The organism is Methyloparacoccus sp. NF-16 (assembly GCF_056880625.1).
In genome coordinates, this window is record NZ_CP174130.1 from 3,266,480 (window position 1) to 3,279,204 (window position 12,725).

At 66.8% G+C, this 12,725-nt stretch carries 15 protein-coding genes; 14 read left to right on the forward strand and 1 reads right to left on the reverse strand.

Going from position 1 to position 12,725, the window contains the following annotated elements:
* Window positions 1-13: 13 nt before the first annotated feature.
* The 4 genes from mch (at window position 14) to fae (ending at window position 3,451) form a co-directional block, all read left to right on the forward strand.
* A complete protein-coding gene (mch, locus tag ACH5N8_RS15465; protein WP_460026100.1) occupies window positions 14-1,009 on the forward strand; it encodes a methenyltetrahydromethanopterin cyclohydrolase in 996 nt (331 codons plus the stop codon).
* Complete coding sequence (locus ACH5N8_RS15470; RefSeq protein WP_483283204.1) at window positions 1,006-1,926, forward strand: ATP-grasp domain-containing protein; 921 nt, start codon at window positions 1,006-1,008, stop codon at window positions 1,924-1,926. The genes mch and ACH5N8_RS15470 overlap by 4 nt, the downstream gene beginning before the upstream one ends.
* Complete coding sequence (locus ACH5N8_RS15475; protein ID WP_483281983.1) at window positions 1,923-2,789, forward strand: triphosphoribosyl-dephospho-CoA synthase; 867 nt, start codon at window positions 1,923-1,925, stop codon at window positions 2,787-2,789. Before ACH5N8_RS15470 ends, ACH5N8_RS15475 begins: the two co-directional genes overlap by 4 nt.
* A gap of 149 nt (window positions 2,790-2,938) precedes the next feature.
* Window positions 2,939-3,451: a formaldehyde-activating enzyme gene (fae, locus tag ACH5N8_RS15480; RefSeq protein WP_460026174.1), complete on the forward strand. Its 513-nt coding sequence runs from the start codon at window positions 2,939-2,941 to the stop codon at window positions 3,449-3,451.
* A 67-nt stretch (window positions 3,452-3,518) separates the two neighbouring features.
* On the opposite strand, the gene ACH5N8_RS15485 is transcribed toward fae, so the two are convergent.
* The gene (locus ACH5N8_RS15485; protein ID WP_483281984.1) at window positions 3,519-4,229 is read right to left on the reverse strand and encodes a HisA/HisF-related TIM barrel protein; all 711 of its coding nucleotides are present in this window, start codon (window positions 4,227-4,229) and stop codon (window positions 3,519-3,521) included.
* 11 nt (window positions 4,230-4,240) lie between these two features.
* On the opposite strand from ACH5N8_RS15485, the gene ACH5N8_RS15490 reads away from it, so the two are divergent.
* The 10 genes from ACH5N8_RS15490 (at window position 4,241) to ACH5N8_RS15535 (ending at window position 12,635) form a co-directional block, all read left to right on the forward strand.
* On the forward strand, window positions 4,241-5,254 hold the full coding sequence (locus ACH5N8_RS15490) for an ATP-grasp domain-containing protein (RefSeq protein WP_483281985.1): 1,014 nt from the start codon (window positions 4,241-4,243) through the stop codon (window positions 5,252-5,254).
* On the forward strand, window positions 5,254-6,318 hold the full coding sequence (locus ACH5N8_RS15495) for a hydantoinase/oxoprolinase family protein (protein ID WP_483281986.1): 1,065 nt from the start codon (window positions 5,254-5,256) through the stop codon (window positions 6,316-6,318). Before ACH5N8_RS15490 ends, ACH5N8_RS15495 begins: the two co-directional genes overlap by 1 nt.
* A complete protein-coding gene (gene pabB / locus ACH5N8_RS15500; protein WP_483281987.1) occupies window positions 6,315-7,724 on the forward strand; it encodes an aminodeoxychorismate synthase component I in 1,410 nt (469 codons plus the stop codon). The genes ACH5N8_RS15495 and pabB overlap by 4 nt, the downstream gene beginning before the upstream one ends.
* Window positions 7,702-8,409 carry an amino acid kinase family protein gene (locus ACH5N8_RS15505; protein ID WP_483281988.1) on the forward strand — a complete coding sequence of 236 codons (708 nt, stop codon included), beginning with the start codon at window positions 7,702-7,704 and terminating at the stop codon, window positions 8,407-8,409. The genes pabB and ACH5N8_RS15505 overlap by 23 nt, the downstream gene beginning before the upstream one ends.
* A complete protein-coding gene (moaD, locus tag ACH5N8_RS15510; RefSeq protein ID WP_460026107.1) occupies window positions 8,343-8,576 on the forward strand; it encodes a molybdopterin converting factor subunit 1 in 234 nt (77 codons plus the stop codon). Before ACH5N8_RS15505 ends, moaD begins: the two co-directional genes overlap by 67 nt.
* A gap of 4 nt (window positions 8,577-8,580) precedes the next feature.
* Entirely contained in the window at window positions 8,581-9,018 is a 438-nt protein-coding gene (locus tag ACH5N8_RS15515) for a molybdenum cofactor biosynthesis protein MoaE (RefSeq protein WP_460026108.1), read from the forward strand.
* Between the two features lie 59 nt (window positions 9,019-9,077).
* The gene (locus ACH5N8_RS15520; protein ID WP_483281989.1) at window positions 9,078-9,308 is read left to right on the forward strand and encodes a dodecin; all 231 of its coding nucleotides are present in this window, start codon (window positions 9,078-9,080) and stop codon (window positions 9,306-9,308) included.
* Between the two features lie 17 nt (window positions 9,309-9,325).
* A complete protein-coding gene (locus tag ACH5N8_RS15525; RefSeq protein ID WP_460026110.1) occupies window positions 9,326-9,835 on the forward strand; it encodes a disulfide bond formation protein B in 510 nt (169 codons plus the stop codon).
* A gap of 100 nt (window positions 9,836-9,935) precedes the next feature.
* Window positions 9,936-11,252: a phosphate regulon sensor histidine kinase PhoR gene (gene phoR, locus ACH5N8_RS15530; protein WP_483281990.1), complete on the forward strand. Its 1,317-nt coding sequence runs from the start codon at window positions 9,936-9,938 to the stop codon at window positions 11,250-11,252.
* 159 nt (window positions 11,253-11,411) lie between these two features.
* On the forward strand, window positions 11,412-12,635 hold the full coding sequence (locus ACH5N8_RS15535; RefSeq protein ID WP_483281991.1) for an OmpA family protein: 1,224 nt from the start codon (window positions 11,412-11,414) through the stop codon (window positions 12,633-12,635).
* Window positions 12,636-12,725: the final 90 nt, after the last annotated feature.

Below are 12,725 nucleotides of genomic sequence, written 5' to 3' on the forward strand. Positions count from 1 at the left end.
GGAGACGAGCTTCATGCAATCCCACGTCAGCGTCAACGCTTACGCCCTGCCCATCGTCAAGTACATGATCGCGCATGCCGACCGGCTGCGGCTGAAGATCGACCGTCTGGCCAACAATTGCACCGTCATCGATGCAGGCATCCAGGCGGTCGGCGGTCTCGAAGCCGGCCGCCTGATCGCCGAGATCTGCATGGGGGGCCTGGGCAAGGTCAGCCTGATCCAGGATTCGACCTTCAAGCGCTGGCCGACCATGGTCAATGTCCACAGCACCAACCCGGTGTTCGCCTGCCTCGGCAGCCAGTACGCCGGCTGGAGCCTTGCCCATGGCGAGGGCAAGGGCGCCTTCTATGCCCTGGGTTCCGGCCCGGCGCGGGCGATGGCCACCAAGATCAAGGACGGCGTCGAAAAGCCGGTCGAGGAGCTTTACGAGGAGCTCGGCTATCGCGACGTGCACGGCGAAACCGCCATCGTCATGGAAGTCGACAAGGTGCCGCCGGTCGAGGTGATCGACAAGATCGCCCGGGCCTGCAAGGTCGAAACCGACAGCGTGCACGTGATCCTGACACCGACCTCCAGCCTGGCCGGTGGCATGCAGGTTGTCAGCCGGGTCCTGGAAGTGGCCCTGCACAAGGCTCACTCGCTGCATTTCCCGCTGGGCAACATCGTCGACGGCATGGCCTCGGCGCCGGTCCCGCCGCCGCACCCCAGCTTCGTCAAGGCCATGGGCCGCACCAATGATGCCATTCTCTTCGGCGGCACCGCGCACCTGTTCGTCAAGGGTAGCGACGAGGCGGCCAAGGCGCTGGCCACCGAGCTTCCCAGCTCGACCTCGCGCGACTACGGCAAGCCGTTTGCCGAGGTCTTCAAGGAGTACGGCTACGACTTCTTCAAGGTCGACGCCATGCTGTTCAGCCCGGCGCGGGTGATCGTGACCGCCATCGAATCCGGACACAGCTTCCACGCGGGCGCCCTGGACGAGGCCCTGCTCGACCGTTCATTCGAGGAATAGTGCGGCCCTGCATCGCCATCTTCACCGAGGATCCGGGCTGGCACGGCAAGCGCCTGCGCGAGTCGCTGGCCGCGCGCGCCTGCGAGGCCCGCTTCCTGAGCCTCACCGCCTGCCGCCTGGACCTGGAGAGCGAGGGGCCGGGCATCTGGCTGCCCGGCCTGGAAGGCCGGCTGCCGGACGCCGTGTTCGTCCGTGGCGTGCCGGGCGGCACGCTGGAACAGGTGGTGTTCTACCTGGACATCCTGCATGCCCTTGCGGCGCTGGACATCCCCGTCTACAACGATGGCCGCGCCATCGAGCGCACGGTCGACAAGGCCATGACCAGCTTCCTGCTGCGCCGCGCCGGCATCCCGACGCCGCCGACCTGGGTCATGAGCGATCCGCTGGCCGCCCGCGAACTGGCCGAGCGCGAGCTCGCCAGCGGCCACCGGCTGGTGTCGAAACCGCTGTTCGGCTCGCAGGGCGATGGCCTGCGCCGCTACGACCGCCGCGAGGATCTCGACGGTTTCAGCGCTGACCAGGGCATGTACTACCTGCAGCGCTTCATCGATTCCGGGGACAGCTCGCACGACTTCCGCGTCTTCGTCATCGCCGGCAGGACCGTCGCCGCCATGCGCCGCTCCGGACTGACCTGGCTCAACAATGTGCATCAGGGCGCCATGTGCGAGCCGGTGCGGCTGGACGACCTGCGGCTCTGCCGCCTGGCCGAAGAGGCAGTGCGGGTGCTGGACATGGACTATGCCGGAGTCGACATCATCCGCGACCGGCAGGGGCGCTACGCCGTGCTGGAGGTCAACAGCATTCCCGCCTGGAAGGGTCTGCAGGGCGTGACCGATACCTCCATCGCCGATCGTCTGGTGGACGACCTGCTGGCCCGGCTCGACCCGGCCGTCCTCGACCGCCAGTGCGCCCCATGAGCGGCGCGGCTGTCCGGCCGGGGCGCCAGGCCGCGGCCGAAGCCGCCTATCGATGGGCCTGCGAACTGGAACTGAGGGCCTTCAAGCCCGGCAATGTCAGCCTGCATTCCGAAGGGCACGACATGACCGTGGAGGACTTCCGCCGCAGCGCCCGTGTCAGCGCGCCCTGGCTCTGCGAGCTCGAACTTGGCCTCGGCGAACGCATCTGTCGCGCCACCGAGGTCACCCGCGCCGAGGTCGGCTGCAACACCAATCTCGGCATCCTGCTGCTCGCGGCGCCCCTGCTGGCGGCCTTCCTCTCGCCAGTGCGGCGATCCTCGCTGCACGAAGCGCTGCGGCAGACCCTCGCCACGACGTCCGTCGACGACGCGACCTGGGTCTACCGGGCCATTCGCTGCGCCAACCCGGCGGGCCTGGGAGATGCCGCCGAACAGGATGTCCACGACAAGCCGACCGTCTCCCTGTGCGACGCCATGCGCCTGGCCGCCGACCGCGACCGCGTGGCCCGGCAATACAGTGATTCATTTGCCGATATTTTCCGCATAGCGGTTCCACTGTATGATGCGCGGCTATCCCTTGGGGATGATGAAGAGTGGGCGACCGTAGCCGTGTTTGTCAGCTTTCTGAGCCGTCATCCGGATAGCCACATCGAACGCAAGTTCGGTGCGGACCAGGCCAGACAGGTTTCCAGCCGCACGACCGAGGCGGAAATCCGCCTGGCCGGATGCGAATCGACCCACCAGAGACTGGAGATCCTGCGTGACCTTGACAGGGAATTCAAGGCAGGCGGCATCAATCCGGGCACATCGGCGGACTTGACAGTGGCGACGCTCCTGGCGGCGCGACTGGAGAGTCAATACTGAAACGCGAGATTTCAGGCCACAGTGAGGAGACCGAAATACCAATAACAAGGCGGGCCCCCACCGGGTTCACCTGCCGGGGAGACATGCCAATGTCGATTCTTAGGAAGTTCTTTTCTTTCTTCAACAACGATAATACCGAGGACTTAAATATGGGAAAAATCAACAAGATGCTGGTTGGCGAGGCCCTGTGTGGCGGCGGTAACGAAATCGCCCACATCGACCTGATCATGGGTCCGCGCGGCAGCGCGGCCGAGACCGCGTTCGCCAACTGCGTCACCAACAACAAGGATGGCTTCACCAGCCTGCTGGCCGTGGTCGCGCCGAACCTGCTGTGCAAGCCCGCCACCGTGATGTTCAACAAGGTCACCATCAAGAACGGCAAGCAGGCCACCCAGATGTTCGGACCGGCCCAGCGCGGCGTCGCCATGGCGGTTGCCGATTGCGTGGAAGACGGCACCATCCCGGCCGACGAAGCCGATGACCTGTTCATCTGCGTCGGCGTCTTCATCCACTGGCTGGCCGAGGACGACGCCAAGATCCAGGACTACAACTACGAAGCGACCAAGCTGTCCATCAAGCGCGCCGTTGCCGGCGAGCCGAAGGCAGCCGACGTCGTGGCCCAGAAGGGTTCTGTCGAGCATCCCTTCGCGGCGCACAAGTAAGACGCCTCGCACTAAAAACGCTGCCCGGGCCTGGCCCCGGGCAGCGTTTTTTTTCACCCTTCATTCCTCAGCGGCTGACCGTTCCCGCGTTGAACCGGCGAATCACCGCCGCATCGAGCCACTGCCGATGTATCGCGCTGGCCACCAGCACCGCCGCGGCTCCGGCCTGCTGCAGCGATTCCAGATCGGCAACATGGCGAACTCCGCCCGCCGCGATCAGGCGATGGCCGGGATAACGGCGCACATGACTTTCCAGGCGTCCGAGATCGGGGCCTTCCAGGCTGCCGACACGACCCAGGGTCATGAGAATCACATCCCGCGGCCACCGGTCCGCCTCCCGGAATATCCGCCCGGGGCCCAACGGCTGGTCGTCGCGAAAATCCAGCGACAGGACGCAATCGGCTTGCCAGCGCGCCAGCTCGCCCAGCGTCGCCTCGGTCAGCGACTCACTGCCCAGCACCGGCACCCATTGCCCCGGCCGGCCCGTTCGCACCGGAGGTTCCAGCGGCAGACCGGCATCGACCCAGAAGACCGTGTCCGGAAATCGTTGCAGCAATTCGGCGATAATGGCGCTTTGCGGCGCGCTCCCCAGAATGGCATCCAGATCGGCGACATACACCGTGGCGAACGCCGCCAGGCGCATCAAGCCGCTTACCACCGACACGGGACCGGCATCCGGGCTCAGCGGCGACCGCAGGGGCGCGTAGTGCTGGCGCTGGCCCCGATACGCCTGGACAACCTGTCCACCCATGAGATCGATGACCGGAATGATCTGCACGCGGAAACACCGTGAAAGTTCTGGTATTTGAATATATTACCGGCGCCGGCCAGGCCGGCGCGCCCAGCCATGCCCTCGCGGCGGAAGGCGACCTCATGCTGGACGCCCTGCTGGCGGACCTGTCGGCACTGCCGGGACTGAGGCTGCTGGCGCTGCGCGACCGCCGCCTGCCCATCACCCCGGCCGCCTCGGCCCGCGGCGTGGACTGGCGGTTCGTGGAACCCGGCGCGGATGGCCGGCAATGCTGGCGGGAATTGCTCGCGCAGGTCGATGCCGCCTGGCCGATCGCCCCCGAAAGCGATGGCCTGCTGGAAGCGCTGTGCCGGGACGTCGAGCAAGCCGGTAAGGTGCTGCTGACGACCGGCACGGCCGGCGTCGAGCTCGCCGCCAGCAAGCGGCGGACCCTGGCGCGCCTCGCGCAGCATGGCATTCCCGTGGTGCCCAGCCGGGCGCTGCCCGCCGATGCGGACGCGCCACCCTGGCCGTTCCCGTTCGTCGTCAAACCCGATGGCGGCGCGGGCTGCGAGGAGACCTACCGCGTCAGCGAGCCCGGGCAATGGGCGCGGCGGCGAAACGCCGTCACCGCGGATACCCCCCGGCTGACGCAACCCTGGCTGGCTGGCGAAAGCCTCAGCCTGTCCCTGCTGGCGGCGCACGGCCAGGCCGCTCTGCTCAGCATCAATACCCAGCTCATCCATGTCGATGCGCAGGGGGGGATCTCGCTGCGGGGCTGCCGGGTCGGCTCGCTCGCCGATAGCGGGGGCACCTTCCAGCGGCTGGCAACAGCGATCGCCGCCGCCATGCCCGAGCTGTGGGGGCTGGCCGGCGTCGACCTGATCCTCACCACCCAGGGTCCGCAGGTTCTGGAGGTCAATCCGCGCCTGACCTCGTCCCATGCCGGGCTCGGGTCCGCCACGGGCGTCAATCCGGCCGCGCTGGTGCTGCAACTCCAGGCCGACGGCGTGTTGCCTGCGGTGCCGCCGCCACGCGCCCAGCCCGTCACCATCGCCTGGGGTGGACACTGATGGACGGTAGCGTGGTCGGTTGGGATATCGGCGGCGCCCACCTGAAGGCCGTCCGGCTGGATGCAACCGGCGCCATCGTGTTCGCCCGCCAGGAAGCCTGCCCGCTCTGGCGCGGCCTTGGGGAACTCGAAGCGGCTCTGGCGCGCATCCTGAGCCATCTGCCGAAACCGGCAGCCGACCGCCACGGCATCACCATGACGGGCGAGCTGGCCGACAATTTCCCCAACCGGACCGCAGGCGTCCTGGCGCTCGCGGCACGTATGCGGGAACACCTGGCGCCGATGCCGGTCGAGGTGTTCGCCGGCCATGCCGGCTGGATTGCGGCCGCCGCGCTGGCGCCCGATCATGCCCGCCGGGTGGCCTCGGCCAACTGGCTGGCCAGCGGGTTCTGGACGGCCAGCCGGATGCCAGAGGGACTACTGATCGACATCGGCACCACCACCACCGATCTCCTGCCCTTCGCCAGTGGTCAACCGCGACCACGCGGCTTTACCGACAGCGAACGCATGCGACACGACGAACTGCTCTACGGCGGCGTGGCAAGGACCCCGGCCATGACGATCGCCCCGCGCGCCCCGGTGAATGGCGCCTGGGCGCCGGTCATGGCCGAGCTGTTCGCCACCACCGCGGATGTCTATCGACTGACCGGCGAACTGCCCGAGCGGGCGGACCAGCATCCGGCCGCCGATCAGGGGCCCAAGACATCGGCCGCCAGCCGGCAACGGCTGGCGCGGCAATTTGGATACGATGCCGAGGATCTGCCGCCGGCGCACTGGCAGGATCTGGCCCGATACCTGCGCGAGTGCCAGCTTGCCCGGCTGCGGGAGGCGGTCGAACTGCAACTCTCGCGCGGCCTGCTGACGGAGCAGGCACCACTGGTGGGCCTGGGTGTCGGGCGCTTCCTGGTCCGGCAGCTGGCGCAGCGCCTGGACCGGCCCTATCGCGAGTTCGGCGACCTTTTCACGACCGGGCCTGCGGCCGGTGACTTCGATGCCGCCGACTGCGGCCCGGCCGCTGCCATCGCGGCGCTGGCCCTGCATGACTGGCGCGCGGAGGTCCGATGACGACACGACTTCAGGAGCTGCCCTATTTCGAGGACAGCGCGGCCCTGTTCCTGCCCTGGTCCGATCGGCCCTGGGCGGTCTTCCTGGACAGCGGCTTCCCGCACAGCCGCCAGGGCCGCTACGACATCATCGCCGCCGACCCCGTCGCCACCCTGGTCACCCGCGGGAGCCTGACCGAGATTCGCGAGGGCACCGACATCCGGCTGTCGCCCGAGGATCCCTTCGCCCTGGTCCAGGCGGCGCTGGGCCGGGCCCGGCCAGCCGACACCAGCCTGCCGTTCTGCGGCGGCGCCATCGGTTACTTCGGCTACGACCTGGCCCGGCGGCTGGAAAAGCTCCCGCAGCGGGCCCTGGATGCCGAGGGTATCCCGGAAATGATGGTCGGCATCTATGAATGGTGTGTCGTCGTCGATCACCGCGAACGCCGTACCTGGCTCGCGGGACGCGGCGACAGCCGGCGTGTCGAGCGGCGCTGGCCGCACCTGATCGAGGCCTTCAGCCAGATCCAGACCCTGGGCTGGCGGCTCGGGGACTTCGAGGTACTGGCCGATGTCCGCGCCAACCTGGACAGGAGCGCCTATGCACGGGCCTTCGCACGCATCCAGCACTACATCGCCGAGGGGGACTGCTACCAGGTCAACCTGGCCATGCGCTTCGCGGCGGCCTGCCAGGGCAACCCCTGGGTCGCCTACCAATACCTCAGGACCACCAATCCCGCCCCCTTCAGCGCCTATCTCCAGTATCCGCAGGTGCAGGTGCTCAGTTCGTCGCCGGAGCGCTTCATCAAGGTGACCCGGGGCGAGGTCGAGACCAAACCGATCAAGGGCACGCGTCCGAGAATCCAGGACGCCGTCGGTGATGCACTGCAGGTGCTGGCGTTGCGCGACAGCCTCAAGGACCGGGCCGAGAACCTGATGATCGTCGACCTGCTGCGCAATGACATCGGCAAGAACTGCGAGCCGGGCTCGGTGCATGTACCAAAGCTGTTCGAGATCGAGAGCTACGCTACTGTCCACCACATGGTCAGCACCATCCGCGGCCGTCTCCGGCCCGGACAGGGCACCATGGATCTGCTGCGCGGCTGCTTTCCGGGTGGCTCGATCACCGGCGCGCCGAAGATTCGCGCCATGGCGATCATCGAGGAGCTGGAGCCGCACCGCCGCGGCCTCTATTGCGGCGCCATCGGCTACATCGGTTTCGACGGCAACATGGACAGCAACATCAGCATCCGCACCCTGGTCCACTCCCGCGGGGAACTGCGCTTCTGGGCCGGCGGCGGCATCGTGGCGGACTCGAAGGTCGACCAGGAATACCAGGAATGCCACGACAAGGCCGCGGCAATGCTGCGGCTGGTGCGGCAGTTCCGCACCCGGGACCCCAGCGGTGCCCATCTCCTGGGTCGTTAAGCTCGGCGGGAGCTTCTGGGACTCCCCCCGCCTGCCGCTGTGGCTGGCGGGCCTCGCGCGGCATGCGGTGGTGCTGGTGCCGGGCGGCGGCCCCTTCGCCGACGCGGTCCGCCAGGCGCAGGCGCGCTGGGAATTCGACGACCGGCTGGCCCACGCGCTCGCCATCCGTGCCATGTCGCAGTATGGCCGGATGCTGCAGGGACTCTGCCCATCGCTGGCCATGGCCAGCGATACGCGGGGACTGCGCGCCTGCCACAGGCGGGGGCAGGCGGTCATCTGGCTGCCGGATGCCGACCAGCTGGTACGGGAGGCCATCCCTGCCAGCTGGTCGGTCAGTTCGGACAGCCTGGCCGCCTGGCTGGCGGAACGGCTCTCGGCCCTGCAACTGTTGCTGGTGAAGTCCGCCGAGCCGCCCGCCGGGACGGCGGCGCTGCCAACCCTGATCCAGTCGGGATTGCTGGATTCGGCCTTTCCGGATTTCACCCGCGGCTGGGCGCGCCCGGTCTGGGTGAGCGGGCCCGGCAACCACGGCCGGCTGCCCCGGGGTCTGGAACAGCCCGAACGCGTGTTCACGCGGGTTACACTCATGCCCTCGCCATCCTTCTGGAGATCATCGCCATGGCCATCCGGGTACGCTATTTCGCCAGCCTGCGGGAAAAGATGGGACGGGTCGAGGAGCAGCTGATGGCCGAGGGCCTGACCACCGTGGGGGACGTCTGGAAAAGCGTCGACGAGGGGCGCCCGCTGCCGGAAAACCTGCTTTGCGCCGTCAACATGGAGTACGCCCAGGCGGCCACGCTGGTTCGGGATGGCGATGAGGTCGCCTTCTTCCCGCCGGTCACCGGGGGCTGAAAGGATGATCTCGATACGCGAAACCGCCTTTGACCCCTATGCGGAACTGCTCCGCTTCCAGGCGGAGCACCTGCGGCAGGCGGCCGGCAAGTACGGCGCCACCAGCGTGTTCGTCGGCACCATGCGGGATTTCAACGAGGGCGAGACGGTCGCGGGACTGTGGCTGGAGCATTACCCCGGCATGACGGAACGGGAGCTGGCACGGATCGTGGCCGAAGCGCAGCAGTGCTGGCCGTTTCTCGACTGCCTCGTCATCCACCGGGTCGGGCAGCTGCGGCCCGACGAGACCATCGTCCTGGTCGCGGTCTGGTCGGCGCACCGGTCGGCGGCACTGCAGGCGACGCAGGCAATCATCGAGGCACTCAAGCACCGGGCGCCGTTCTGGAAACGGGAAACCCTGGCCAGGGGCGAACGCTGGGTGGAGCAAAACACGGCCGGCTGATAATCTCTGCCCTCCGTCGGGGAGATATCCTCCCCACCCTGCAGGAGGAAACCGTCCCCATGTCCCACACCGCCTATCAACTTCTGGAAGTCGTCGGCACCTCGCCGCTGAGCAGCGACGATGCCATCCGCAGCGGCATCGAGAAGGCTACGCAGGCCCAACACAAGATCGACTGGTTCCAGGTGGTGGAAACCCGGGGCCAGGTCCGGGACGGGAAGGTCACCCAGTTCCAGGTCATCATGAAGGTTGGCATGCGGCTCGATAGCCAGCCTTCCGTTTCCGCCATCTGAACGTCAGGAGGCTGCCGATGTTGCTGACACTCCTGCACCGCCTGCGGGCCCGGCAGTGGTTTCTGCTGGGATTCCTGTTCTGTGTCGGGCTGATACTGACCGCCTTCTACTTCCAGTTCGTCGACGGGCTGGACCCCTGCCCTCTGTGCATCTCCCAGCGCATCATGGTGGTGGCCACCGGCCTGGTGCTGCTGGCGGCCGCCATCCACAATCCGGGGCCGCGCGGCATCGGCGGTTACGCCATCGCCGGCGGGCTGACGGCGCTGGCAGGCGCCAGCATCTCCGGCCGGCACGTGTGGATTCAGCATCTGCCGGCGGACGAGGTCCCGGCCTGCGGCCCTGGCCTGTCCTACATGTTCCAGTACTTCCCGCTGTCGGACACACTCAGGGCCATGGTCACCGGAACCGGCGACTGCGCCCATGTGGACTGGACCCTGCTCGGCATGAGCATGCCGTTCTGGGTACTGCTGTGCTTCCTCGGACTCGCGGCCCTGAGCCTGCTGCAGCTGCTGAACCGGGACGCGTGAGACCGGGTCCGCCGTCCTGGCGCTGCCGGCCCCGGCTGTCATCATGACATGACTGATGCTGGTTTATGATCGGCGGCCCCTGCTGCATTGATCCAACACCATGCTGAACCCCTGGCGCTCCGAGCTTTCCCTGATCCTGCTGGCGCTGTTGATCGGCGCCTTCCTGGGCAAGCTGTTCCATCACCCCTGGCTGAGCATCTGGGTGGTGGTGCTGGTCTATCTGGCCCATCACCTCATCCACGCCAACCGCCTGCTGGAGTGGCTGCGCGGCGGCAAGGCCAGCAAGCTGCCCCAGAGCACAGGTATCTGGGAGGAGATCTTCTATCTGATCTTCCGCCTGCGCCGCCGCAACCGTCGCCGGAAGAAGCAGCTGATCCGCATGCTGGAACGCTTCCGCACCGCGACCGCGGCACTGCCGGACGCCACCGTGGTGCTCAGCGCCGGCGACGAAATCGACTGGTTCAACGATGCCGCCGGCCGACTCCTGGGACTCAGGCGCGGCGACATTGGCCAGAAAATCGGCAACCTGATCCGCTACCCCAAGTTCAATCACTATCTCGCCCACGCCAACTACGATGCCACCGTGGACATTCCGTCCCCGGCCAACGCGAACCTGCAACTCGACATCCGCATCGTGCCCTACGGCGAGGATCTCCGTCTGCTGGTGGCGCAGGACGTGACCCAGCTACGGTTCATGGAGCGTGTCCGGACCGATTTCGTCGCCAACGTCTCCCATGAGCTGCGCACGCCGCTGACGGTCATTCGCGGCTATATCGAGACCCTGGTCGACAATGCCGGCCAGATTCCGGAACCGCAGGCGCGGATGTTGCAGCGCATCGAGGAACAGACGCTGCGCATGCAGTCCCTGATCGACGACCTGCTGACACTGACGCGGCTGGAATCGACCACCCATCCCCTGCCGAAACAGCGGGTCGCTGTGCCACAGCTGCTGCAGGCCATCGTCGAGGAAGCGCAGGAACTCGCCGTCGACGCCAAGCCCGAAATCGCGCTGTCGCTGGAAACCAACAGCGGGCTGCTGGGCAGCGAGCAGGAATTGCGCAGCGCGTTCTCGAACCTGGTCCACAATGCCATGAAGTACTGCCGCGCGGGCGATCGGGTGACCGTGCGCTGGCGCCCGCTCGGAAGCGGGGTGCAGCTGGACGTCAGCGATACCGGGCCCGGCATCGCCCCGGAATTCATCCCCCGGCTGACCGAACGCTTCTACCGTGTCGATGCGGGTCGCGGCCCCGGTGGCACGGGTCTGGGCCTCGCCATCGTCAAGCATGTCATGGCGCGACACGGGGCAGAATTCAGGATCATCAGCGAATTGGGCCGGGGCAGCACCTTCAGTTGCCTGTTCCCGGGCCATCGCACCAACGTGGACGCCCACGCCCACACAGACGAGACCGCCGGATAACCCGGGCCGGGAGCGTGCTTTGCTCCGCCAATCCCGACCCGGTGGATTGACTTCCGCGCCGCAAAATGTAGTTGCAAGGCTTGTCAGCAACAGCTACTATTGGCCCTGTTGCGAATTTCTCAACATCTGTTGTTAATTGGGCTAATTGGGAGCTAAACCATGTCGAAGAAAACTTTACTGGCCTTGAGCCTGGCGGGGTTGACGGGTGTATCCGTCGCCTACGCCGACGAACACAACACACTGGACACGTCCGTCGACGCGTCTGCTGCCGGTACCGATGCAGCCGCCTATTCGGCTCCGGTGGGCAACGGCGAATACACCGATGATCGCTGGTACGCCGCGCCGTTCGGCACCTTCATCCAGCCGGCAGGCGCCCGCAATGCACAGGGCGGCTGGGGCGCGGGCCTGGCGCTGGGCAAGATCATCAACGAATACTTCAACGTGGAAATCCGGGGCTTCTGGCAGAACATCACCAACAACGGTGTTCCGCAGCTGGGCGCGGCCTACCAGCGGCAAGCCAACAACTTCAATACCTGGGATCATGGCGGCACCGACTTCACCGGCGGCACCATCGACCTGCAGTACTATTTCATGCGCGACACCTTCTCGCCTTACGCCGTCTTCGCGATGGGCGGCATGAACTCCAGCTGGCGCGGCTCCTTCAATGACCTGGCCACCGGCCCGGGTGGCGTCAACAACCTGACCAGCAAGCAGACCGCCTCCTTCATCTTCGAAGCCGGCGCGGGCGCAACCTACGAACTGGCTGACAACTTCCTGCTGCGCGGCGACGTCCGCTACCGTGGCGATACCGCCGCCAGCAACTGGCCCGGCAACACCGACCTGTTCAACGACCTGCTCGTGAACGTCGGCTTCGTCGTTCCGTTCGGCGACAAGCCGGGCGCCGCCGCTGCCGCACCCATCGCGGCCGACGACTGCGCGACCCGCGACACCGACGCCGACGGCGTGAACGATTGCGACGACAAGTGCCCCGGCACCGCTTCCGGCACCAAGGTCGACGACCAGGGCTGCCCGATCGTGATGGAACTCAAGGGCGTCAACTTCAAGTATGACTCCGCCGAACTGACCCCGGGCGCCATGACCATCCTCGACGGTGTCGTCGAGCAGCTGGTTGCCTTCCCGGCCAAGAAGGATATCGAGGTCGCCGGCTATGCCAGCTACGAAGGCAAGAAAGGCAAGGAACAGCACAACCTGCGCCTCTCGCAGCATCGTTCCGAGTCCGTTGCCCAGTACCTGCGCAGTAAGGGTGTGACCAACAACCTGTATGCGAAGGGCTACGGCACCGAGTACCCGGTCGCCGACAACGGCACCGAGGAAGGGCGCATCAAGAACCGCCGCGTGGAACTGCGCTGGATGGGTGACTAAGCTCCCCGCCCTCGACATGGGTAGCCCCGGTTACCTGTAACCCTGCAAACCCGCCTCATGGCGGGTTTGCTTTTTGCGCAGCATCGCAAC